This is a genomic window from Chryseobacterium manosquense (assembly GCF_014623485.1).
Taxonomy (GTDB): Bacteria; Bacteroidota; Bacteroidia; order Flavobacteriales; family Weeksellaceae; genus Kaistella; species Kaistella haifensis.
In genome coordinates, this window is record NZ_CP060203.1 from 1,087,125 (window position 1) to 1,109,166 (window position 22,042).

The window sequence follows — 22,042 nt, forward strand, 5'->3', positions numbered from 1 at the left end:
ATTCGGATAATTTAAATACTTTTGTTTCTATGAATAAATTGTCAACATTGCTTTTTTTATTGGTTTTTCTGAATATTTTCGGGCAATCACAAATCTCTGTTTTGCAAGCTGGTGAAGGGAAACCCATCCAAAATGCAAGGGTGTTATGCAACAATAAAATCCTAGGAGAAACCAATGCTCTTGGGAAACTGAATTTTCGAAGTAAATGTAAAAAAGTAACCGTGAAAGCTGCCGGATATCATGAAGATGATGTAGTGGTTGACAAAGTAATGGAAATTGCGCTCACCAAAGTTGATCCAAAAACACAATCGATTGAAACCGTAATTATCAATGATAAAAGCGATCCTTTGGCACTTGAAATTTTACAAAAAGTAAATGATAATTACGAAAAAAATTCGCCAAACAGTTTAGACTCCTACTCTTTTAAATCTTATGAAAAAATCTCTTTAGATATTGATGAAGACAGTATTAAACATTACAATAATTATCTCGAAAAAAGATTAGATTCTTTGAAGAAACTTCCGGTGCAAATTCAGACGCACGAAAGAAAAAAAGATTCCATAGAAAGTGTGAATGTGATGAAACTAATAACTTCCAGCAAACTTTTCCTTTGGGAAAAAGCATCTGAATATCTTTTTTCAAAGAAATATGGCGAAAAAATCAATGTTCTCGACAACCGTGTTTCCGGATTGAAACAACCGATCTACGAAATGATGACCTTGCGCTCCAACAGAAATCGCATTCCGCGCGAAATCCGTGAAGAAAACCGTTCCCTTTACCGCTTTTTCCTCACCGATTCCATTGACATTGAAGGAAGAAAAAATTATGTGATCCGCTTTCGTCAGGTGAATTACAAGCAAGCTCCCAATAAAAGAAAATTCAATGGTTATCTTTATGTTGATGCAGAAACATACGGCTTAAAAAAAATCGAAAGCAACAGCAAGAAAAAAAGCGATGGAAGCATCACAAGCATCTGGAAACCCATTAACAACAAATGGTTTCTGAGCAAAGAAAATTATAAAGTAAGAATGGGCGCCACGGCTTTTGAGACTCAAAAATCAGATGATAAGGAAAAGGAAAAAAATAAGAAAAAATTCGGTAATTACGTTTTTGTAGTCGCTGATTATTTCGATTTCAAAACTCCGATTGACGAAAATAAAAAAGATTTCTCTGGTTACACCATATCGGTGAAAAATTCCGACGGAAGTCTTATCAACCAATTCCGAACAGATTCTTTAACGGCCAGAGAAAAAATGACCTACGAAAAAATCGACAGCGTTGGAAAAAAATACAAACTCGATCAGAAAATCAATGCATTTACCGGACTTATCAAAGGAAAAATAAGAGTGGGAAAATTCGAATTGATGCTTCTCAAATCATAAAATATAACCAATATGAAGGTATTCGGCTGGGAGTTGCTACAAAACTCAACGAGCGATTCAACCAATACATTTCGCCGGACGCCTATATCGCTTATGGTTTTAAAGACGGAAACTGGAAGTACGGAGCAGGAATTGATATAAAAACCACGCTGGAAAAGAACTCATTTTTCCGCGCTGAATATTACAAAGATGTAATGACGGCAGGACGTTTCAATGAAAATTTGTGGAATTTCAAAATGAAAATTATGAATTCCGGAATTGATCTTAAAAATGATAGATTCTATCATTTCGAAGGCTTTAAATTATCGTTTGAAAATGATCTTAGCAATGCATTAACCATGAAAATTTCCGCAAAAAAAGACAAAGAAGAAGCTACTTTTAATTATGATTTCATGAATCGAGGACAACGTTTCGACAATTTTGCCGGACAAATTACTTTAAAATACGCACCGAAATCGAAAAATATCATGACGCCTTCCGGAAAATTCACTTATGAGCAGAATTTTCCTGAATTTTATTTGAATTTTGAGCAAGGTTTGAAAACCCTTGGTGGAGATTTGAATTACAGCAAATTCGACGTTTTGGCTCAACATAATTTCAAGACAAAAGCCGGCGTGACGGGCATTCGCGTGTACGGAGGCTTGGTTTCAGGTGAAACTCCAATTTGGCATCATTTCACGATGAACGGGCTTGGAAATGGAAAAAACAGTTTCAACTTCAACCTTACCTCTTTCCTCGGATTTGCAACAATGGAAAGCGGAAAATACTATAACGACAAGTTTGTTGGTTACTATCTTACCCATCGAATTCCGTGGTATTTTAAAACATTCGGGAGAAATACTTCGAGTTTCGATTTAGTTTACCGAGGAATTTCCGGTGATATGAAAAATCCGGAAGTACACCATTTTGAGTTCCAAAAACTCAATCATCTCTACCAGGAAATTGGTTTAGAAAGCAATCATTTTCTTGGGACACCATTCAATCTCGGATTTTTCTATCGGGTTGGCCACTACTCCACGTCTTCTTTTAAAGAAAATTTTGCCATTCAATTAAAGCTTAACTTTTTAGGATTTTAAGAATTAAGGTTACTTTTGCAAAAAATAAAGATCATCAAATGAAAATCATTCAAATAAAAGCTTCTCAATTTTTCGAACTTTTGAAATCGAGAGACACTTCCATGTGGGAAATTTTCGCCCAAATGATCGATGGCGAGGAAAAAGAACTTATTTTTTTGGATGATGAAGAGCAATTGCTTTTCAATTATATTTTGCCAGAAAACTTAGAAAAGCTCAATGAAGATCGCGAAATTTTCGCAAAAGAATACGCTGAAAAACTTTCCTCGTTAAATTAATTTTTTTTAAACGCTTAAAGTTCTCTTGGTCGCGGCAACATCATGTACGCGAAAAATTCGCGCTCCTTTATTAAGCATTTTCAGATGAAGTTTTTGCGTTTCCTCCTGTATTTCCAGCGGTCCCTTTCCTAAAGGTTTGTAGATAAAAGATTTCCGTGAAATCCCTATTAACAGAGGAAATTTTCCGAATCCAATATGCTCGATCTCATCAATCATTTGATGTTGTTGCTCAACCGATTTTCCAAATCCGAAACCTGGATCCAGAATAATATCTTTCACCCCAAAACTTTGTAATTGCTGGATTTTCTCTGAAAAATAACGATTAATATTAAGTATAATATCTTCCTCGATCAATTTTTCATGCATTGATTCATAAGTCGGATTCACATGCATCAAAATATAAGGAAGTCCTGTTTTTCCGACAGTTTCAAACATTATTTCATCAAACATTCCACCGGAAATATCGTTTACGAGATCTATACCTTCATTAAAACCGAAATCCACCACTTCGGCATAAAAAGTATCTAATGAAATCAAAGTTTTAGGAAATTCTTTTTTAATCAAAAAAATCATTTTCCCAATCCGTGAAATTTCCTCTTTTGACGATAAAAACTGGGCATTCGGACGAGTTGATTGCGCTCCTATATCGATTATTTCGGCTCCGTCATTAATCATTTTTTCAGCATGAAGCAAAGCTGATTTTTCGTCATTAAATTGACCACCATCCGAAAACGAATCGGGAGTTAAATTGAGAATTCCCATAATTTTCGGAGAAGACAAATCGAGAAGATTGCCGCGACAATTAACAGAAAAAAAAGGCGAAAAATTTTTATAAACTTCAGGTTTCATAGGCGCAAATTTAGCAAATACTTGCCAGAAAGTTTCTGCATTGAACTTCCAACTTCCTATCAAAATTCTTATCTTTGAAAAGTTTAGAAATTTTTATGCAGAAAACATCATTACAATACGACGAAATTATCAGCTCCTGTCGAGATTTATTCAGTAAAAAACTTAGTGATTACGGTGCTTCCTTCCGCGTACTCAGAACTCCTTCTTTAACGGATCAGATTTTCATTAAAGTAAAAAGTTTGAGAAATTTTCAAACCACAGGAATTTCCAAGGTTGGTGAATCTGAAGAGGAAAATTTCATCGCCATTGTGAATTATGCAATTATCGGATTAATTCAGTTGGAAAAAGGATTCGCAGATGATTTTAAGCAGGATACAAACGAAATTTTGAATTTGTACGACCATTTTGCAAACGAAGCAAAAGAACTGATGTTGCGCAAAAACCATGATTATGGTGAAGCTTGGAGAGAAATGAGAATCTCATCAATCACCGATTTAATTTTCCAGAAAGTACTAAGAACCAAACAGATAGAGGATAACGCCGGAGCAACTTTGGTTTCGGAAGGAATCGATGCCAATTATTTCGATATGCTGAATTATGCGGTTTTTTGTTTGATTAAACTTTCGGAAGAACAATTTGAACATAAAATAATCTAAGGAAATTTAAACTAATTTTATCCATGAAACACATTTTAAGAATCATCATCGCCCTCATTTTTATTGCATCCGGCCTTGTGAAAGCGGTTGATGTGGTGGGATTTTCGTTTAAATTGGAAGAATATTTTTCACCATCGGTGTTCAATATGCCATTTTTGGAAAATCAAGCATTAGCGATTTCAATTTTCGTAGTGGTTCTGGAATTGGTTTTAGGATTTATGTTATTGCTAAGAATACGTCTTAAATTCACGCTTTCTGCGCTTATTGCGGTATGTATATTTTTCGCATTCCTCACGTTTTATTCGGCATATTTCAATAAAGTTACCGATTGTGGATGTTTCGGAGATGCCCTGAAATTCAGGCCTTGGCAAAGTTTTTTCAAGGATTTAGTGCTGTTGATCGGTTTAATTTTGTTGTGGCTTTTGTACAGAAATCAGTTTCAGTTGCTTCAGGCAAAAAATCCATCGAAATATGTTGCACTTTCACTATTTTCAATCATCATGGGATTCGTCATCGCTCATGGAATTTTGCACGAACCGCTCATCGATTTCAGAGATTATAAAATTGGTACAGATTTGAATGCAGAAAAATCGAAATTAGAGAAAGACCCTTCTGAATACAAAACTTTTTATTCATTAAAAAACACAAAAACCGGCGAAGTTTTAGAAATAAATCAGGATGAATATGTGAACGACAAAAAATATTGGGAAGAAGGTTCGCCCTGGAAAATCGAGGACGGCAAAACAACTTCAAAAATCGTGAAAGAAGGTTATTCATCAGAAATTTCGAAGTTTAAACCTGAAACTCCGGAAGGAATGGAATTGACCGATAAAATTCTGAAATCACCGAATTCCATTCTAATTTTTTCATACAAACCCAACGAAGCCAACAAAGATTTAATCGCTGAAACCGAATCGAAAGCTAAATCTCAAAAAAACGCGTTGGTATTGGGAATTTCAACCCAGCCAAACACTTTTAAAACGATTGATAATGCTACAATGGATGCTACTGCGATCAAAACAATTGCAAGAAGCAACCCATTTGTTTTAACTTTACAAAATGGAAAAATCGTTGACAAAATGTCGGCAAAAGATTACTTGAAAAAATAAATTTCAACAAATATAGACTACCATACAATGCAAAAATCTAATAAATCCATCGCAGGTTATCATCTTTTAATGATCCTTTCGTCTGTTGATGGGGAATTTGCTCCCGCTGAAGGATTAAAAGTGCAAGAATATCTTGCAGAAGAATTTCCTTTTAAAATGAATCTAGATAACGAACTTGATGTCATTGCCACATTGCAACCGGAAGATTGGAAAGATCATTTCGAATTTCACGCCAGATGTTTCTACGACGATTCGGTTGAAGATGAGAGAAAAAGTTTTGTCGAATTCTCAAAATCATTAATTAAAGCGGATGACAAAGTGAGCGAAGATGAGCACCGATTTTACAAATTATTAAAAAACATCTGGAATCTGGACTAAAAATCCAATAATCTGGAAAAACATACAAATTGAAAATTATGAGAAAAAACATCGTTGCAGGAAACTGGAAAATGAATAAAAATGTGATTGAAGCCCAACACTTAATGTTTCAATTACTGGAATACAAAAAAAACAACGCCACCAACTGCGAAGTTTGGATTGCACCACCTTCACTTTATTTAATGATGGCTAAAGATATCTATGAGCACGATGAAATCGGGGTTTTTGCACAAGATATGAGCGAGCATGAAAGTGGCGCTTATACAGGTGAAATTTCCGCTGAAATGCTGAAATCCATCGATGTAACCGGTTCAATTATCGGGCATTCCGAACGCAGACAATATCACGGAGAAACCGATTCGCACTGCAACAGAAAAGTAAAATTGGCTTTAGACAAAGGATTAACTCCAATTTATTGCAATGGTGAAACTTTAGAACAAAGAAAAGCCGGACAACATTTGGAAGTCGTGAAAAACCAAACTGAAGTTGCACTTTTCACGCTTTCTGCTGAGGAAATCAAGAAAGTAGTGATCGCTTACGAACCAGTTTGGGCAATCGGAACCGGCGAAACTGCATCTCCGGAACAGGCTCAGGAAATTCACGCGCACATCAGAAGCTTGATTGCTGCGAAATACGGACAGGAAGTTGCCGACGAAATTTCAATTTTGTATGGTGGTTCTGTAAAACCGGATAATGCTAAAGAAATCTTTTCTCAACCGGATATCGACGGAGGTTTAGTTGGCGGCGCTGCTTTGAAAGCTGAAGATTTTGCGAAAATTATTGAAGGTTTTAACTAAAAAATATCCCAATAACATAAAAAAAGAACGCAGATTTGCGTTCTTTTTTTTGGAGCAAAGTAATGGTTTTGATTACTTTTCTACTTTTCTTTCTAAAACTTCGTCCACCATTCCGAACTCTTTTGCTTCGGAAGATGTCATCCAATAATCTCTGTCAGAAGCCTTTTCAACCCATTCATAGGTTTGCCCGGAATGGATAGAAATAATATCGTACAACTCTTTTTTAAGTTTCAACATTTCTCTTAAGTTAATTTCCATATCAGAAGCAACACCTTGTGCGCCACCTGAAGGTTGGTGAATCATCACTCTGGAATGTTTCAATGCGGAACGTTTCCCTTTTTCTCCGGCTACCAAAAGTACAGCACCCATCGAAGCTGCCATTCCGGTACAAATTGTAGAAACATCCGGCTTGATGATCTGCATCGTGTCATAAATTCCTAAACCGGCGTAAACACTTCCACCAGGCGAGTTGATGTAGATTTGAATATCTTTGGAAGAATCCGAACTTTCTAAAAACAGAAGCTGAGCCGTCACGATATTCGCTACCTGATCATCAATTCCGGTTCCCAAAAAAATGATTCTATCCATCATCAAACGTGAAAAAACATCCATTTGTGCCACGTTTAATCTTCTTTCTTCCATGATATACGGCGTAAGATTGGTTGGTCCAAACATTCCCATATATTGATCGGTCACCAAACCGCTGTTACCCAAGTGTTTTACAGAGAAATCTCTGAAATCTTTTTTTATGTCCATACTATTTTTAATTACAAAATTTAAGATATATTTTTAATGATGACTAATTTACAAACAATATTCCACAACTGAAAATCCGACAACCTGTCATAAAACTCTGAAAAGCTTTTCATCAAGCTCTTTTCTAAGTTGGTTGAGACTGATGATTTTTTTATACGTTTCATCATTGTTTTCATTTTCCGAAAGTTGCATTTTCATATCATTAATGATTTTCAGGATATACTCTCTTTTATACCGAAAAATCACATCCTGAACCAATTTCGGAAGCACTTCTTCTTCCGTACTGAAAAATATTTGATACTTACCCCAATCACTATTTTCATAAGGTTCCACCAAAGCATTAGCAATTTTCCCTGTAATTTCTTCGTCCATTAGCGTCATGAAAAAATTCCCCGAACGCAACTCGTTTTCAGCAATTCCCGATTTTATTTCATCAATAATTTTCTGGTTCAATGGTGACTGAATTTCGCACTGGTCGACTTCCAAATGTGTGATAATTTCTTCGATAACCGTTATTTGATAAGCATTATTTTCTTCATCAGTTCGGTTAAGAATTCGGTCACCATATTTCAACATCAGTTCCACCATTTTTTCCTCCAAAACCAAAATCGGATTTACCGAATCAATGACTTCGGGAACTTTTTCCAGTTTAGTTTTTATCGGCGCTTCTTGCTTATGTTGTGGCGTGTTTTGTTGTTTTTGAAGCTGTTTCTGAACATTCAATTCATTAAAAAGTGATTGTTCGGAAAGCTGAAACTTATTCGAAACTTCCTTTAAATAAACCTCTTGTTTTAGTGCATTTTGAACAAAACCGACCGATTTCACGATATCACGGATGGATTCTGCCTTTTTTATAGGGTCATCGCCAGCTTCTTTCAAAAGAATTTCGGCTTTAAAATCGATGAAATCTTTGGCTTCTTTTTGAATGAAATTTTCCACATATTCTTGTGAATGTTTTCTGACAAAAGAATCCGGATCATCGCCATCAGGGAAAAGCAAAACGCGAATATTCATAGACTCGGAAAGCAACATATCGATGCTTCGGAAACTCGCTTTAATTCCTGCTTTATCACCATCAAAAAGAATGGTTACATTCTCGGTAAGTCGCTTAATCAGCTTGATTTGTTCTACCGTAAGTGCAGTTCCGGAACTAGAAACTACATTTTCTATTCCGCTTTGATGTAGCGCAATAACATCCATATAACCCTCCACCAAAAGACAAAGATTGTTTTTGGAAATCGACTGTTTCGATTGGTTTAAACCATAAAGAACATTGGATTTATGGTATATTTCCGTCTCAGGGGAATTGAGATATTTGGCAGTTTTGATGTTATTTTTAAGAATTCTCGCTCCGAAACCTAAAACTCTGCCCGAAAAACTGTGAATGGGGAAAATCACTCTTTCTCGAAATCGATCGACACCGTTAGGTGAGTTTTCAGGGAAAATCGAAAGTCCGGATTTCTCTAAAATTTCTTTGGAATAACCCTTATCTAAAGCATATTGCGTGAAAGCATTTTTCTTTTCCGGGGAATATCCCAATTGAAATTTTTTAATGATTTCATCGCGAAGACCTCTTTCTTTAAAATAAGAATAACCGATGGTTCTGCCTACTTCAGTTTCAAAAAGTTGCTCCTGAAAAAAGTTGCTAGCTATTTCATGAATTTTATATAATAATTCTTTATCGGTCTGTGACTTTTTTTCGTCTTCAGTAAGTTCGCGGGTATCCTCTTCTATTTCGATCGCGTATTTTTTTGCTGCATGCCGAAGCGCTTCGGGATAGGTGAAGTTTTCGATTTCCATTAGGAAAGAAATGGCCGTACCTCCTTTTCCACTGGAGAAATCTTTCCAGATTTGCTTGCTTGGTGAAACAACAAAACTTGCAGTTTTTTCGTCATGAAAAGGGCTTAATCCTTTAAAATTGGATCCCGCTCTTTTCAGTTGCACATATTCACCAATAATTTCTTCAACACGAATGGTGGAGAATATTTTATCGATGGTTGCTTTTGAAATCATGGTGTAAAAATATGAATTTTTTAGAATAAAAAACGGGAGCTTTAAGGTTAAACGAAACGCCTCATGAGATTATTTTTCAATAATGTAATGATGAATCCTGAAAAGTTTTAAGTAAAAAAAAGATTTATAACATTTGTTATGATTCCACTTTTTGGCGCTCGCTTCGCTCGCGCCCAACAAATTTTAATTATTTTTGAAAAAATAATCCAAAATGCAATTCAACATCAATAAAATAGAAGATTGGCAAAATGTAGTGAATGAAATTTTCCCGGAATTACAACATCCTATTTTGCTTTTGAAAGGAAATTTAGGAGCAGGAAAAACGACTTTTACACAGTTTTTATTGAAAAATCTGGGCAGCATCGACGAGGTTTCTTCGCCAACTTATGCGATTGTGAATGAATATCATACTCCGAAAGGAAATGTTTTCCATTTTGATCTGTACCGGATGAAAAACCTCGCTGAAGTTTATGACATCGGTATTGAGGAATATCTCGATAATTCATATCTGTGCATTATCGAATGGCCGGAAATTTATGAAGAAGAACTCGAGGATTTCCCACATCATGAACTCCAAATTGAAAATGATGGAGAAACAAGAAGAATTGATTTCGTTTAAAAAAAAGATTTTAAAAACTTTAAATAAAACCGATTCTCAGCAAGTTTTAAGCAACCGAAGTACAGATCCTTACGAAATGATTATCTTTGCAGTTAAATGATAAGATTTCTATTAAATAATTATTGATTTCTAATGAGCAATACACATGTTTTCACTCCTTTTTCAGAGGAAGAACTCATCCCAAAAGAAGAGAAATTGGAAGTGATCAAAAAAGGCAAACAGTTCAGCATCGGGGTACCGAAAGAAACCTGCCTGAACGAACGTAGAACTTGCCTCACTCCCGATGCAGTACAGGTTTTGGTGGCGCACGGTCACCAGATTATCGTAGAAAGTGGCGCGGGCGAAGGTTCATTTTTCACCGATTTGCAATATTCGGAATCGGGAGCGACCATTACGCAGGATCCGAAAGAAGCTTTCCAGCAGGATTTGGTGCTGAAAATAAATCCTCCGACTGAAGAAGAAATTGAATATTTAAAACCTTGTACCTACCTAGTTTCTGCGTTGCAAATCAACCTCAGAGATCAAGATTATTTCAAGAAACTTTCCGAGAAAAAAATCAATGCCATTGCTTTTGAATTCATTGTGGATGAGTATAAGCAACTGTCTTTGGTGAGATTAATTGGTGAAATAGCGGGAAATATCTCCATCCTTTATGCTGCGGAATTATTGGCATTATCGAATGGATTAATGTTGGGTGGAATCACCGGAGTTCGACCAACCGAAGTGGTGATTTTAGGAGCAGGAATCGTTGGAGAATTCGCTACCAAAGCCGCTTTAGGATTAGGAGCAAGTGTAAAAGTTTTTGATAATTCATTATCAAAACTCCGCAGATTACATATGATGGTTGACGGCAGAGTACCGACTTCTATTATTGACCCTAAAGAACTTTCTAAAAGTCTGAAACGCGCAGATGTTGTGATTGGTGCACTTTCGAAGAACAGTTTAGCTCCTGTCGTGACCGAAGAAATGGTTTCGAAGATGAAAAAAGGAAGCGTAATTATCGATGTAACCATCGATAACGGAAATATTGTTGAGACTTCGGAGCTTACCGATATGGAAAATCCTTACATCATCAAACATGGTGTAATTCATTGCGGATTACCGAACCTTACCTCGAAAATGCCAAGAACAACTACGAAAGCTGTTTCTAATTTCTTCCTCAGCTATCTCCTTAATTATGATGAAGAAGGCGGTTTCGAGAACATGCTGGTTCGTAAAAACGAAATGAAGCAATCTTTGTATATGTACAAAGGTCGTCACACGAAAAAACTGGTTTGCGACCGATTCAATTTAACTTACCACGACATCAACCTTTTAATTTTTTAAATGAGAAAATTGAAATTTTTCTTTATCGGCCTAATTCCCGGGCTGATGTTGGTATTTTTTATCCTAAACAAAAAAGGCGCAAGCTGTAGCGGATATCTTCCAAACTCCAGAGTAATAGCAGAAACCCTTTCTAAAAAAATAGTTTATACACCTGCGTTTTCAGAACAGATGAAACTGAACAATATTGATGAAAAATTTTTGAAGGACAGCATTATCACTAAAGGTTCAATCGATTTTGATAGAAGCCAAGCTCAGAAAAAACCTTGCCCTGAATATCTGCTTACGTACCCGAATAAAAACCCAAAATTTGAAATCGGTTTTGAAAAATGCAAGGAAAATGCAACTTTCAAGACCTTAAAGAAACTTCGTTAAGATAAAATTCTAATTAAAGTATTGTTGAAGGATGAAAATTACGATCATCGGTGTTGGATTAATTGGAGGTTCCATGGCTTTGAAACTGAAATCTGCAGGTCTCGTTTCTTATGTTTTTGGGGTAGATCAAAATGAAAATCATTTAACTGAAGCCAAAAATCTTGGAATTATCGACGAAATTTCTTCTCTCGAAAACGCGGTGAGCCAATCGGAATTGGTGATTATCGCTATTCCTGTAGATGCGGCAAGAAAAATTTTACCAAGCGTACTCGATTTAATCAATGACAACCAAACAGTGATGGACGTAGGTTCCACCAAACACGGAATCGTAGAAACCGTTCGAAACCATCCGATGAGAAAGCGTTTCGTTGCTTTTCACCCGATGTGGGGAACGGAAAATTCGGGTCCTAAATCCGCAATTTCAGCGAGTTTTTCAGGCAAAGCTGCCGTAATTTGCAATCGTGAAGAATCTGACGAGGATGCTTTAAAAATAGTAGAAAAAATAACCAAAAACCTCGATATGCATTTGATTTACATGAATGCAGAGGATCACGATATCCACACGGCTTATATTTCACACATTTCCCATATCACTTCTTATGCACTTGCGAACACTGTTTTGGAAAAAGAACGCGAGGAAGAAACGATTTTTCAGCTTGCAAGTACCGGTTTTTCAAGTACGGTTCGCTTGGCGAAATCGCATCCAGAAATGTGGGTTCCAATCTTTAAACAAAACAAAGAAAATGTGCTGGATGTACTCAATGAGCATATTTCGCAACTAAGAAAATTTAAATCTGCTTTAGAAAAAGAGAATTATGATTTGTTGGAAGATCTCATTAGAAATGCCAATAAAATCAGAGGAATTTTAGATAAATAATTTGATAAAACTCCTCAATTTCGGCTTAACATTCTGCCACATTTACCGCAATTGCCAATCCACCTTCGGAAGTTTCCTTGAAACGATCATTCATGCTTTGCGCGGTATCCCACATCGATTGAATTACCTGATCTAGGGAAACTCTGGCTTTGGATGGATCCGATTCAATGGCGATATTCGCCGCGGTAATCGCTTTTATAGCGCCCATCGAATTTCTCTCAATACAAGGGATTTGTACCAAACCTGCAATAGGATCGCAGGTCATTCCCAAATGGTGTTCCATTGCAATTTCCGCTGCCATAAGCACTTGTCCGGGAGTTCCGCCCATAATTTCCGTAAGACCGGCTGCTGCCATTGCCGACGACACTCCTACTTCCGCTTGGCAACCTCCCATTGCTGCAGAAATCGTTGCATTTTTCTTGAAAAGTGTACCTATCTCGCCTGAAACCAAAAGAAAACGGACGATATCTTCTTCTTTATTGAATTCTGTAAAAGCTTGTGAATACATCAAAACCGCGGGAATCACTCCACTTGCTCCGTTGGTAGGTGCTGTGATGATACGCCCGAAACTCGCATTCTCTTCATTTACCGCCAATGCAAAACACGAAACCCATTTGCTGATGTTTACAAAATTTTCTTCAGCATCTACCACCATTTGGAACCACTCGTCGATGTTTTTATAGATTTTATCATTCAATAATTTTCGGTTCAATCCGGCTGCGCGACGCGTTACATTCAATCCACCAGGAAGCGTTCCTTCCCTGTTTACGCCTTTGTAAATACATTCTTTAATCTGTTGCCAAATATAAAGTGCTTCTTTCTCTGTTTCTTCTTTTCTGCGCCAAGATTCTTCGTTGAGGAATATTAAATCTGAAATTCGGTTCAAATTTAACAAATTAACATATTTAATGATCGCTTCGCCATTATGACACGGATATAGCGTTCTGATACAATGCTTCTCCAGCGAATTCTCTTCCTGAGTCGCAATAAAACCGCCACCAACTGAATAATAATCCTGGGATAATGTTTCACTATTTTCGAAAACGGCTTGAAAAATCATTCCGTTTGGATGAAAATCTAAGGATTTTTCTTTATTTAAAATTAAATGTTTACCATAAACGAAAGGAATTACCTTTTCACCGGCAAGATTTATTTGGTTAGAAGATTTTATGGTTTCAATTTTCGAATCGATGGACGATGTATCAATGGTCTTGAAATTTTCGCCGGAAAGTCCCAGCATTCCGGCAATATCAGTTCCGTGACCAATTCCTGTTTTGGCAAGCGAACCGAAAAATTCAACAAAAACTTCTTTTACTTCAGAAATTGAATGGCTTCTGCGAATTAAATTTAAAAAACTTTCTGCCGCATTCCAAGGACCCATAGTATGCGAACTCGATGGACCAATTCCGACTTTGATGATTTCAAAAACACTGATAGATTGCATAATGATACAAAAATAGCTTTTTTGTTGAATATTAAAATTAACCAAGAGAAAACATTTCCCGGAAATAAATTATTTTTAAGTTTTAATTAAAAAACCGTTTAAGAAACATAAATTTATTCATTCGATGAAGACAAATCCGGAGCGAAAATCTCCTCTAAAATCGCGGAAACTTCTCTCGGCTTTGTTGCGGGAAAAAGATGCGTTCCGTTTTCGATGACGTAATTGGGTTTGGAATATTTGATGGGAAAAACAATGTCTTTATCCGCTAAAATCTGTATCACTTTAGGGTTTTCTTCAAATTTCCAAGCGGCAATTTTTTCGATGCTCCATTTCAAATAATATGGATTTCGAACGGTAAAATACTCCATTATTCTTGGGTTATTCGGATCGAAAAGTTTCCTAATAAATGAATATCCAAGCGCTGATTTTTCGGTAAAAATATTTTCGGGAAGATATTTCGGTATGCGTGTCACCTCACCTACTTTGATAAATCTGGATTTTTCTTTATCGGATTTTATACTTCCCAGAATCACGATTTTTTCAGCAGGTTTTATCTTATCGATTTCCTGCACCATAATTCCACCAAAAGAATATCCGAGAAGAGAAAACGGTTGGGAATCATCGATGTTTTCGGCAATTCTCAAGACATAATCTTTAAAATGTTCGCCTTTTTCTGGAATCAACCAAGGAACGAAAATCACTTCGAGATTTGCTGGAAATTTTATTTTTTCCAACACCTTAAAATCTGCTCCTAATCCGCTAATAACGTAAAGTTTCATTTGGTAAAAATAAAAAATAAGATTTTCATTGTGCAATTAATTCACTAGAAAACTCCGACGAATGCCGGAGTTTTATATTTATTGAATGCAGTTTTAAGAAAATGCAGCATACAAAGCAGCACCATTGATGATGGTTTTCTCGTCTTTTACAAGATAAATTGGTATATCCTTCAGTACCACTTCCATTTTATCGCTTACGATAAAACTTTTGTAAAACTTATCGTTTTTAAGGTATTGCTGAAGTTTCACCGGAATTTCACCACTCAGGAACAAACCTCCGGTTGCTTTTAACTTCAATACCAAACTATTGGCTTCTCTGGCAAGATACATGATATAGGCATCCACGGTCATTTTGCAAATTCTATCTTTATTTTCCAAAGCACCATTAATCAAAGCATCGGTGAAGTTGTCTGCTTCGATTTCTTTGGTTAGCCATTCCGGTTGTGGTTGCTGTTTTACGTCTCTTAGGAATCGATAAATATTAAATAAACCCGATGTGGACAGCACAGATTCCCATGTTACAATGTGATAAATTTTTTGGAGAAATTGATAAAATTCAATCTCTTCATTGGTTCTTGGCGAGAATTCGCAGTGGCCACCTTCTGTAGCAAAAGGTCTTAAACAATCGCCATCCCAGAACAATCCGGCTTCTCCTAATCCCGCACCTGGAGCTAAAACAGCAATATTTCCGGGGATGAAATTGTCGGACTGATGTATGGTAAGAAAGTTACTTTCGTCAACATTTCCTAAACCATAGGACGAAGCTTCCATATCGTTGATAAGATAAACTTTTTCTACCTGAGTTTTTGCTTTAATTTCTTCAGAATCCAAAGTCCAAGGCAACCGAACAGGCGCACTTTTGCCACCAATTACCGGACCTGGAACTGCTACAGCAATTTTTGAAATTCCGGAAAGCGAAAAATCGGAAATAAAACGATTGGCGATTTCGGAAAAAGAAGCAAAATCCTCCGTTGGGTAGCTGCTTTCGTGTTTCTGAACAACTTTTTTGTCAACAGTTTCATACAAAGCAATATAGGTGACATTGCTCCTTACATCGGCGGAGAGCACTGTAATTTTACTGTTGGAATCTTCCGTAATTTTTGGCAAGAAAAGTTTGAATTTATTTTTAGTTTCCATTGTGGTGAGTGTTATCTACCAAAGATAATAATTGTTTTGTAATAAATATAAAAAACCTTCTCAAATAAAATTCGAGAAGGCTTAGTTTTATAAAAAATCAAAAGATTGATTATTTCCCTAATGGAATGTTGTAACCAACACCTACGCCAATTGCGCCAGCGTTGTATTTTTGAGATCCGATTTCACCTTTATCACCAGTGAAGGTTTTTTGATATTGAAGAGCGAAGTTCCAATCTCTGTTGTGGTAACCGATTTCTGGCTTGATGTAGAAACCTCCGTCAGGTCTATCAACATTTTGGTTAGAAGCAACTTTTTCATCACCAACGATGAAACCGTAACCAAGGTCAGTTCCCAAATAGAAACCAGTTTGTTTTGGATATACTCTAATTAGAGCAGCTACAGGAACTACACCGAAATCATTATTATTATTTCCGTTGTTTTCTTTCCCGAAGAAGTGGCTATAACCAGTTGCGATACCCAGACCAAATCCTGGAGTTACCAAATTTTGGTAAGCAACGTCTAGACCTAAGTTTGCAGAAGCATTTTCAGCCGGAACTGCTAAACCAACATTTGCACCTACTTTAATCATGTTTCTCATATCCGAACTTTGTGCACTTACTAATCCTGCTGTCATTACTCCTAAAGCTAGGATTGTTTTCTTCATTGAATTCATAATTCTAAATTTTAAGTTTTACGAAATGATTACTTGTCAAAATCGTGCCAAAAATGATTTAGAAAGAGAATATATTTACCAAGAACATCATAAATAATTGATAATCAATTAACAAAAATTAAACAAACATTTATATTTTTTGACTTTTATTATATGACATTTGGGTAAAAAAATAAGCCAAATTAACAATCTGACTTATTTTTAGTGTTATAAACTTTCGAGCGTTTCTTTCATTTCTTCATAACCACCTCCGTTGTACACATCGGTCATCCCTTGAGATCTGAAATATTCTACGGCTTGCCCGCTTCTGTTTCCGCTTCTGCAAAAGAAAATTTTGAAACCGCTAAGATTCAGAATTTCTTGCTTTCTATCTTCTAATTCACCCAAAGGAATATTTTGAGCTTCTTCAATATGACCGTTCATTTCCAGTTCCATAGGTTCGCGAACGTCGATTAAATGATAATTTCCAGATTTTAATACCTCTACTAATGACATATAATTTGTTTTAAGGTTACATAAAAAACTCTTTACAAAATCCAAGTATGGGAACAGGATTCGCAAAATCTAATAGCAAATTTATGAAATAATGTTAGTTTTGCAATGTCAAAATGAATTACGCCGAAAAATATTCTCAACTCGTCAAAACCAAAGCAAAAAAATTTGGTTTCCAAAGTTGTGGAATTTCAAAAGCTGGTTTTCTAGAAGAAGATGCCAAACCGCTCGAAAATTGGCTAAACAACAATTATCACGGGGAAATGGCTTACATGGAAAATTATTTTGATAAAAGACTTGATCCTACTTTGTTGGTCGAAGGTTGCAAATCGGTAATTTCTCTATCTTATAACTATTTCCCGAAAGATAAAATTTCGTCAATTGATAATTTTAAAATCTCAAAATACGCTTACGGACAAGATTATCACGAGATTATCAAAGAAACCTTAAATGAAATGGTGGCGGAATTGAAAGAAGAAATCGGAGATTTTCATTGTCGGGTGTTTGTAGATTCCGCGCCGGTTTTGGAAAGAAGTTGGGCGAAAAAATCCGGAATCGGTTGGGTAGGAAAAAACGCAAACCTCATCACCAAACAAAGCGGTTCTTTTTATTTTTTGGCAGAAATCATGATTGATTTGGAGCTTCAAGAAGATTCCCCAACCACCGATCATTGCGGTACCTGTACCAAATGTATAGAGGCTTGCCCAACGGACGCAATTGTTTCTGAGAAAATTATCGATGGAAGCAAATGTATTTCCTATGCAACCATTGAACTGAAAAACGAAATCCCCGAAACATTTAAAAATAAAATGGAAGATTGGATGTTTGGATGTGACATTTGCCAAGATGTTTGTCCGTGGAATCGGTTTTCAGCACCTCATCATCAGGAAAAATTCAAACCGAATCACTTTCTTGAAAATGCAAAAAAAGAGGATTGGAAAGAACTTTCGCAAGAGATTTTTTCAGAAATCTTTCGAAAATCTCCGGTGAAAAGAACCAAGTTTGCGGGCTTAAAAAGAAATATCGAATTTTTGGGTAAGTAATGCCTTTCGGAAATTTCGATTTTCCAAAAATGAGAGAAAACTAGCTGTAAAACTTTAATTCAATTAAAGTTCAAAAAAAACAGTATAAAAACCTGAAAAATTTCAGTTGAAAATCAACGTCTTTTCGGGACTCTTTTCGGAGCTGTTTTTACACGAATTTTTAATCTTTTGTTTTTTTTAGATTTCTTAGGCATCCATTATTGTTTTTTGTCTGTTTAAATTTAGTAAAATTTTTCATTCGAAAAACCATTTTAAACTTTCTTTGCATTAATTTTTTGTTACATTTGAAGATGAAGAAATTATACTTTTTTTACTGAAGCCTCTCGTAGTAATCATGGGATTAGTGGGACTTTATGTTTTATGTGCGATGCTAATTCCGTATATTGAAATTCCTAAAAAGCCTGTAACAGAACGGGAAAACATAGAAATTTACATATTAACCAATGGAGTTCATTCCGATTTGGTGCTTCCTGTGAAATCTGCAGAATTCGACTGGAGCAAAGAAATTCCGTTTGAAAATACCTTATCAGTTTAGACATTTTAATTTTTATTAAATAGTCTGAGTAAATCGCATGCTGAAAATCGTCCGAAGAAAGAAAAATCCCGCTTGATTTACTCAAACGGGATTAGATATTTTGAAGTTACTACATACCACGATCAGCTCGCTTGAGGGCAAGAATGAAAATGATAATGATGTAATTGATTGAACATAATTTTGTTTTTGAACTGTGCAAATGTATATAATTATTATTAATAATCTTCAAAAATTCTGATTTTCCATCCAGATATAGTACATTTTAAGAAGTTTTGAAAGCCTTCAGAAAGCGTTGAAACGATGGAATAACCTGATAAAAATACGAGCTGCAAACCTGCGAATTGAGCCTGCGCAAATCCCAGGCAATTTGTTTTGATCAGAAGAATGATCATCAATCAAAATATAGGGCCTTAAATAAAATTTTAATCAAAATTTTTGTCGAATACGGACAAATTGTGGACAAATGAACTAACGTAAAAATACAAAACGCCGCTAATCAATGATTAACGGCGTTTTTTGTACCCAGTGCCGGAATCGAACCGGCACACCTTGCGGTACTAGAGTTTGAGTCTAGCGCGTCTACCAATTCCGCCAACTGGGCTGCTTTAAATTGGTGTGCAAATATAGAATTATTTTTTATTTCTGAAAAATAATTTTTCTATAATTTTCAATATTTATAAGATGTTTCAGCGATTGCGTCGCTTTTTATCAAAATTCAATTTCCAATCCATCATAAGCAAGATGTACATTTTCAGGGAGTTCCGATTCAGTAACAGCATGCAAACCCATGTGGTGAGAAATATGCGTTAAATACATTTTTTTTGGCTGCAGCTCCTCGAAAAGTTCCAAAACTTGGGGCAATATGAAATGCGCAGGGTGGAAGTGCTCTTTTCTAATACAATTCAGAATCAAATAATCCAGATTTTTCAACTTTTCTTTTTCAGTTTCCGAAATAAAACTCGCATCGGTAATATATGCCAATTTCTTCAACTTAAATCCAAAAATCGGCAACTGATAATGCATCACCTCCACAGGAATCACTTTAGCATCAAACAATTCAAAATTTCCTGTTATCTCATGGAGTTCAAACGAAGGCGCTCCGGGATATTTATCCTCGGCAAACGCATAAGCAAAACGAGTTTTCAACTCATCTCCTACTCTTTTGGAACAATAAATTTCCATATCTTTCCTGGTCTTGAATATCAATGGGCGCACATCGTCCAAACCAATTACATGATCATTATGTTCATGGGTAAGGAGAATCGCATCCACACGGTCTTCATTATTCTGCAACATTTGCATCCTAAAATCCGGTCCACAATCGATAAGGAGCTTTTTTCCGGCACCTGTGGTAACCAAAGCTGACGAACGAAAACGTTGATCTTTGGGATCAAATGATACACAAGCTTCACATTTACAACCAATTACAGGAATCCCCTGAGAAGTGCCGGTTCCTAAAAATTTCAACTTCATTTTTTTTGACGTTGGTATTATTATTGGTAAATTTACAAAAAAATAGAATTGCCAGTGATTAATCAAAAATTAACACCAAAACAGAAAGCTTTAGCGATTAATTTAGACCCGACAATTTACGGAACTTTTGCCGAAATCGGGGCAGGACAAGAGACTGTTCGACATTTCTTCAGAGCTGGTGGATCTTCACAAACCATTGCGAAAGCGATGTCCGCATATGACAAAGATTTTAGCGACGCGATTTACGGTAAAGAAACCAAAAACAGATATGTGACGCAAAATCGTCTCCGTAAAATGCTTCGCTACGAGGTTGCGTTAATTGAAGAACGATTAACTAGAGAAAATAATCCAGGCAGAAAATTCTTTTCTTATGCAAATACGGTAACAACCATCAATTTCAACAAAACCATGAAAGGTCACGGCTGGGTGGGTTTACGTTTTCAGTTGAACGAAACCGATGATTATAGCGAAATCGTCCTTCATGTTAAATTCAAAGAAAATGATGCGACATTGCAGCAGGAAACACTTGGAAGTCTAGGTGTAAATTTAATTTACGGCGCTTTCAACTTTTCCGATAATCCAAGAAAGCTGATTCAATCACTTTATGATGATATTTCTACCGACAAAGTGGAAATTGACATGATAGACTTCAGCGGTCCGGCTTTCACTTATGTTGATAACCGATTGATGAGTCTGCAGCTTGTAAAAAGTGGTATGACGGATGCTGTGATTTTCAACTCGGAAGGTAACAATATGTTGCCCGCAGATATACTTTACAAAAAAAACATCTTCGCGGTACGAGGAAGTTTCCGACCGGTAACGTTAGTCAACATCGATATGTTCGAGAAAGGTCTGGAAATGTTTATGAACGATTCCAATTGCGGACACGAAGAAACCGTTGTACTTTTCGAAATTACCATTTCAAATTTAAGAGCTGCCGGCGATATTGATGAGAGGGATTTCCTCGACAGAGTGGATGTTTTGGCTAAATTGGGTTACACCGTTATCATTTCGAATTTCTCCGAATATTATCGTCTTATCGATTATTTTGCTAATTATACCAATGGTAAAATCGGTGTCGCAATGGGCGTAAATAACCTGTTGGATGTATTTGATGAAAATTATTACAAAAATCTTTCCGGTGGAATTTTGGAGGCATTTGGGAAATTCTTTAAACAACACATGAGAGTATATCTTTATCCTTATAAAGATCCTGAAACACACGAATCATTAACTTCCAATAACTTAAAAGTTCAAGATAATTTAAAGGAATTATACAAATATTTCAAACTCAATCAGCGAATTGTTGATATTAAAGATTACAACCCAGATTACTCTGAAATCTACTCGCGCGAAATACTCAACAAAATTGCCAACCACGAAACCGGTTGGGAAAAACAAGTACCCGAAGGCGTTGCCGATATGATTAAAGAACGCGGAATGTTCGGCTACAAAGATGAACTAAAACTCAAAGAATTTTCTTAAAATCATACAATGTCAGAAATAAAAAAAAGACTTTCATCAATCTTAGAAAGTCCAACACAAAATACTGAGGATAAACTTCAAAAAATTTGTCAACTTTTGGATCAAGAAATATCCTACTTCAACTGGACTGGATTTTACTTTAAAAATGGCGACAAAGAGGAACTTATTTTGGGACCTTATGTGGGCGCAGAAACCGATCACACCATTATCCCTTTTGGAAAAGGAATTTGCGGACAGGTAGCGGTTTCCAACGAAACTTTTGTGGTTCCGGATGTGCATGATCAGGACAATTATCTAAGCTGTTCTATTGATACAAAAGCTGAAATCGTGGTTCCTATCATCAAAAATGGCGAAAACATTGGTCAGATTGATATCGATTCTCACACTTTAGATCCATTTACTACCGAAGATCGCGAAATGCTGGAATGGCTTTGCGACGAGATTGCAAAGATTATGTAATGAAAACTTTTTCTTAAAAAGAAATAAATATCACAAA

The 22,042-nt window shown here is 36.1% G+C and carries 24 protein-coding genes and 1 tRNA gene; 15 read left to right on the forward strand and 10 right to left on the reverse strand.

Annotated features, from left to right (window positions below):
- The first annotated feature begins 29 nt into the window (after positions 1-29).
- Genes H0S70_RS14130 through H0S70_RS05025 form a run of 3 tightly spaced genes read left to right on the forward strand, consistent with a single transcriptional unit; the run spans position 30 to position 2,733 of the window.
- Positions 30-1,382, forward strand: coding sequence for a hypothetical protein (locus H0S70_RS14130; RefSeq protein WP_228453791.1), 1,353 nt, complete (start codon positions 30-32; stop codon positions 1,380-1,382).
- Positions 1,379-2,458 (forward strand): DUF5686 family protein, encoded by a 1,080-nt coding sequence (locus H0S70_RS14135; RefSeq protein WP_394367321.1) that lies wholly within the window; start codon positions 1,379-1,381, stop codon positions 2,456-2,458. Before H0S70_RS14130 ends, H0S70_RS14135 begins: the two co-directional genes overlap by 4 nt.
- A gap of 38 nt (positions 2,459-2,496) precedes the next feature.
- Positions 2,497-2,733 (forward strand): hypothetical protein, encoded by a 237-nt coding sequence (locus tag H0S70_RS05025; RefSeq protein ID WP_031502374.1) that lies wholly within the window; start codon positions 2,497-2,499, stop codon positions 2,731-2,733.
- A 6-nt stretch (positions 2,734-2,739) separates the two neighbouring features.
- On the opposite strand, the gene folP is transcribed toward H0S70_RS05025, so the two are convergent.
- Positions 2,740-3,582, reverse strand: coding sequence for a dihydropteroate synthase (gene folP, locus H0S70_RS05030; protein WP_228453831.1), 843 nt, complete (start codon positions 3,580-3,582; stop codon positions 2,740-2,742).
- A gap of 95 nt (positions 3,583-3,677) precedes the next feature.
- Here folP and H0S70_RS05035 point away from each other — a divergent pair, with 95 nt between their 5' ends.
- The 4 genes from H0S70_RS05035 to tpiA are packed head-to-tail and all read left to right on the forward strand — an operon-like array spanning position 3,678 to position 6,522.
- Complete coding sequence (locus tag H0S70_RS05035; RefSeq protein ID WP_188322191.1) at positions 3,678-4,238, forward strand: DUF1599 domain-containing protein; 561 nt, start codon at positions 3,678-3,680, stop codon at positions 4,236-4,238.
- Between the two features lie 23 nt (positions 4,239-4,261).
- A complete protein-coding gene (locus H0S70_RS05040) occupies positions 4,262-5,347 on the forward strand; it encodes a BT_3928 family protein (protein ID WP_188321919.1) in 1,086 nt (361 codons plus the stop codon).
- A gap of 27 nt (positions 5,348-5,374) precedes the next feature.
- A complete protein-coding gene (locus H0S70_RS05045) occupies positions 5,375-5,725 on the forward strand; it encodes a tellurite resistance TerB family protein (protein ID WP_031504905.1) in 351 nt (116 codons plus the stop codon).
- Positions 5,726-5,763: 38 nt separating this feature from the next.
- The gene (gene tpiA, locus H0S70_RS05050; protein ID WP_188321920.1) at positions 5,764-6,522 is read left to right on the forward strand and encodes a triose-phosphate isomerase; all 759 of its coding nucleotides are present in this window, start codon (positions 5,764-5,766) and stop codon (positions 6,520-6,522) included.
- Positions 6,523-6,594: 72 nt separating this feature from the next.
- Here tpiA and clpP read toward each other — a convergent pair whose 3' ends face one another.
- On the reverse strand, positions 6,595-7,278 hold the full coding sequence (gene clpP / locus H0S70_RS05055; protein ID WP_188321921.1) for an ATP-dependent Clp endopeptidase proteolytic subunit ClpP: 684 nt from the start codon (positions 7,276-7,278) through the stop codon (positions 6,595-6,597).
- Positions 7,279-7,365: 87 nt separating this feature from the next.
- Entirely contained in the window at positions 7,366-9,291 is a 1,926-nt protein-coding gene (gene dnaG, locus H0S70_RS05060) for a DNA primase (protein ID WP_188321922.1), read from the reverse strand.
- Between the two features lie 211 nt (positions 9,292-9,502).
- On the opposite strand from dnaG, the gene tsaE reads away from it, so the two are divergent.
- The 4 genes from tsaE to H0S70_RS05080 all read left to right on the forward strand — a co-directional run bounded on the left by tsaE (position 9,503) and on the right by H0S70_RS05080 (position 12,485).
- On the forward strand, positions 9,503-9,910 hold the full coding sequence (gene tsaE / locus H0S70_RS05065; protein ID WP_188321923.1) for a tRNA (adenosine(37)-N6)-threonylcarbamoyltransferase complex ATPase subunit type 1 TsaE: 408 nt from the start codon (positions 9,503-9,505) through the stop codon (positions 9,908-9,910).
- A gap of 132 nt (positions 9,911-10,042) precedes the next feature.
- A complete protein-coding gene (locus H0S70_RS05070; RefSeq protein ID WP_188321924.1) occupies positions 10,043-11,236 on the forward strand; it encodes an alanine dehydrogenase in 1,194 nt (397 codons plus the stop codon).
- The gene (locus tag H0S70_RS05075; RefSeq protein ID WP_088264825.1) at positions 11,237-11,608 is read left to right on the forward strand and encodes a DUF4258 domain-containing protein; all 372 of its coding nucleotides are present in this window, start codon (positions 11,237-11,239) and stop codon (positions 11,606-11,608) included.
- A gap of 31 nt (positions 11,609-11,639) precedes the next feature.
- Positions 11,640-12,485, forward strand: a complete 846-nt coding sequence (locus H0S70_RS05080; protein ID WP_188321925.1) for a prephenate dehydrogenase — start codon at positions 11,640-11,642, stop codon at positions 12,483-12,485.
- Positions 12,486-12,510: 25 nt separating this feature from the next.
- On the opposite strand, the gene H0S70_RS05085 is transcribed toward H0S70_RS05080, so the two are convergent.
- From H0S70_RS05085 to H0S70_RS05105, 5 genes are all read right to left on the reverse strand, one after another.
- Entirely contained in the window at positions 12,511-13,929 is a 1,419-nt protein-coding gene (locus H0S70_RS05085; RefSeq protein WP_188321926.1) for an L-serine ammonia-lyase, read from the reverse strand.
- 113 nt (positions 13,930-14,042) lie between these two features.
- Positions 14,043-14,708 (reverse strand): alpha/beta hydrolase family protein, encoded by a 666-nt coding sequence (locus H0S70_RS05090; protein WP_188321927.1) that lies wholly within the window; start codon positions 14,706-14,708, stop codon positions 14,043-14,045.
- Positions 14,709-14,801: 93 nt separating this feature from the next.
- Complete coding sequence (locus H0S70_RS05095; protein WP_188321928.1) at positions 14,802-15,845, reverse strand: glucokinase; 1,044 nt, start codon at positions 15,843-15,845, stop codon at positions 14,802-14,804.
- Positions 15,846-15,954: 109 nt separating this feature from the next.
- The gene (locus tag H0S70_RS05100) at positions 15,955-16,518 is read right to left on the reverse strand and encodes a hypothetical protein (RefSeq protein WP_188321929.1); all 564 of its coding nucleotides are present in this window, start codon (positions 16,516-16,518) and stop codon (positions 15,955-15,957) included.
- 207 nt (positions 16,519-16,725) lie between these two features.
- Complete coding sequence (locus H0S70_RS05105) at positions 16,726-17,013, reverse strand: rhodanese-like domain-containing protein (protein WP_188321930.1); 288 nt, start codon at positions 17,011-17,013, stop codon at positions 16,726-16,728.
- A 113-nt stretch (positions 17,014-17,126) separates the two neighbouring features.
- Between H0S70_RS05105 and queG the strand changes: the two genes are divergently transcribed.
- On the forward strand, positions 17,127-18,053 hold the full coding sequence (gene queG / locus H0S70_RS05110) for a tRNA epoxyqueuosine(34) reductase QueG (RefSeq protein WP_031502249.1): 927 nt from the start codon (positions 17,127-17,129) through the stop codon (positions 18,051-18,053).
- Positions 18,054-18,387: 334 nt separating this feature from the next.
- Positions 18,388-18,588 (forward strand): DUF2459 domain-containing protein, encoded by a 201-nt coding sequence (locus H0S70_RS05115; protein WP_188321931.1) that lies wholly within the window; start codon positions 18,388-18,390, stop codon positions 18,586-18,588.
- Positions 18,589-19,107: 519 nt separating this feature from the next.
- On the opposite strand, the gene H0S70_RS05120 is transcribed toward H0S70_RS05115, so the two are convergent.
- Both H0S70_RS05120 and H0S70_RS05125 read right to left on the reverse strand, forming a co-directional pair.
- A tRNA-Leu gene (locus H0S70_RS05120) sits at positions 19,108-19,189 on the reverse strand.
- Positions 19,190-19,296: 107 nt separating this feature from the next.
- The gene (locus H0S70_RS05125; protein ID WP_088264820.1) at positions 19,297-20,061 is read right to left on the reverse strand and encodes an MBL fold metallo-hydrolase; all 765 of its coding nucleotides are present in this window, start codon (positions 20,059-20,061) and stop codon (positions 19,297-19,299) included.
- Positions 20,062-20,118: 57 nt separating this feature from the next.
- Here H0S70_RS05125 and H0S70_RS05130 point away from each other — a divergent pair, with 57 nt between their 5' ends.
- Both H0S70_RS05130 and H0S70_RS05135 read left to right on the forward strand, forming a co-directional pair.
- Complete coding sequence (locus tag H0S70_RS05130) at positions 20,119-21,546, forward strand: TonB-dependent receptor (RefSeq protein WP_123248076.1); 1,428 nt, start codon at positions 20,119-20,121, stop codon at positions 21,544-21,546.
- Between the two features lie 9 nt (positions 21,547-21,555).
- Positions 21,556-22,005 carry a GAF domain-containing protein gene (locus H0S70_RS05135; protein ID WP_123904990.1) on the forward strand — a complete coding sequence of 150 codons (450 nt, stop codon included), beginning with the start codon at positions 21,556-21,558 and terminating at the stop codon, positions 22,003-22,005.
- The last annotated feature ends 37 nt before the right edge of the window (positions 22,006-22,042 follow it).

What these genes read in the sequence shown, in the direction of transcription:
- H0S70_RS14130 (WP_228453791.1), top strand. Translation starts at nt 30, where the DNA reads ATGAATAAATTGTCAACATTGCTTTTTTTATTGGTTTTTCTGAATATT.
- H0S70_RS05025 (WP_031502374.1), top strand. Translation starts at nt 2,497, where the DNA reads ATGAAAATCATTCAAATAAAAGCTTCTCAATTTTTCGAACTTTTGAAA.
- folP (WP_228453831.1), bottom strand. Translation starts at nt 3,582, where the DNA reads ATGAAACCTGAAGTTTATAAAAATTTTTCGCCTTTTTTTTCTGTTAAT.
- H0S70_RS05035 (WP_188322191.1), top strand. Translation starts at nt 3,678, where the DNA reads ATGCAGAAAACATCATTACAATACGACGAAATTATCAGCTCCTGTCGA.
- H0S70_RS05040 (WP_188321919.1), top strand. Translation starts at nt 4,262, where the DNA reads ATGAAACACATTTTAAGAATCATCATCGCCCTCATTTTTATTGCATCC.
- H0S70_RS05045 (WP_031504905.1), top strand. Translation starts at nt 5,375, where the DNA reads ATGCAAAAATCTAATAAATCCATCGCAGGTTATCATCTTTTAATGATC.
- tpiA (WP_188321920.1), top strand. Translation starts at nt 5,764, where the DNA reads ATGAGAAAAAACATCGTTGCAGGAAACTGGAAAATGAATAAAAATGTG.
- clpP (WP_188321921.1), bottom strand. Translation starts at nt 7,278, where the DNA reads ATGGACATAAAAAAAGATTTCAGAGATTTCTCTGTAAAACACTTGGGT.
- dnaG (WP_188321922.1), bottom strand. Translation starts at nt 9,291, where the DNA reads ATGATTTCAAAAGCAACCATCGATAAAATATTCTCCACCATTCGTGTT.
- tsaE (WP_188321923.1), top strand. Translation starts at nt 9,503, where the DNA reads ATGCAATTCAACATCAATAAAATAGAAGATTGGCAAAATGTAGTGAAT.
- H0S70_RS05070 (WP_188321924.1), top strand. Translation starts at nt 10,043, where the DNA reads ATGAGCAATACACATGTTTTCACTCCTTTTTCAGAGGAAGAACTCATC.
- H0S70_RS05075 (WP_088264825.1), top strand. Translation starts at nt 11,237, where the DNA reads ATGAGAAAATTGAAATTTTTCTTTATCGGCCTAATTCCCGGGCTGATG.
- H0S70_RS05080 (WP_188321925.1), top strand. Translation starts at nt 11,640, where the DNA reads ATGAAAATTACGATCATCGGTGTTGGATTAATTGGAGGTTCCATGGCT.
- H0S70_RS05085 (WP_188321926.1), bottom strand. Translation starts at nt 13,929, where the DNA reads ATGCAATCTATCAGTGTTTTTGAAATCATCAAAGTCGGAATTGGTCCA.
- H0S70_RS05090 (WP_188321927.1), bottom strand. Translation starts at nt 14,708, where the DNA reads ATGAAACTTTACGTTATTAGCGGATTAGGAGCAGATTTTAAGGTGTTG.
- H0S70_RS05095 (WP_188321928.1), bottom strand. Translation starts at nt 15,845, where the DNA reads ATGGAAACTAAAAATAAATTCAAACTTTTCTTGCCAAAAATTACGGAA.
- H0S70_RS05100 (WP_188321929.1), bottom strand. Translation starts at nt 16,518, where the DNA reads ATGAATTCAATGAAGAAAACAATCCTAGCTTTAGGAGTAATGACAGCA.
- H0S70_RS05105 (WP_188321930.1), bottom strand. Translation starts at nt 17,013, where the DNA reads ATGTCATTAGTAGAGGTATTAAAATCTGGAAATTATCATTTAATCGAC.
- queG (WP_031502249.1), top strand. Translation starts at nt 17,127, where the DNA reads ATGAATTACGCCGAAAAATATTCTCAACTCGTCAAAACCAAAGCAAAA.
- H0S70_RS05115 (WP_188321931.1), top strand. Translation starts at nt 18,388, where the DNA reads ATGGGATTAGTGGGACTTTATGTTTTATGTGCGATGCTAATTCCGTAT.
- H0S70_RS05125 (WP_088264820.1), bottom strand. Translation starts at nt 20,061, where the DNA reads ATGAAGTTGAAATTTTTAGGAACCGGCACTTCTCAGGGGATTCCTGTA.
- H0S70_RS05135 (WP_123904990.1), top strand. Translation starts at nt 21,556, where the DNA reads ATGTCAGAAATAAAAAAAAGACTTTCATCAATCTTAGAAAGTCCAACA.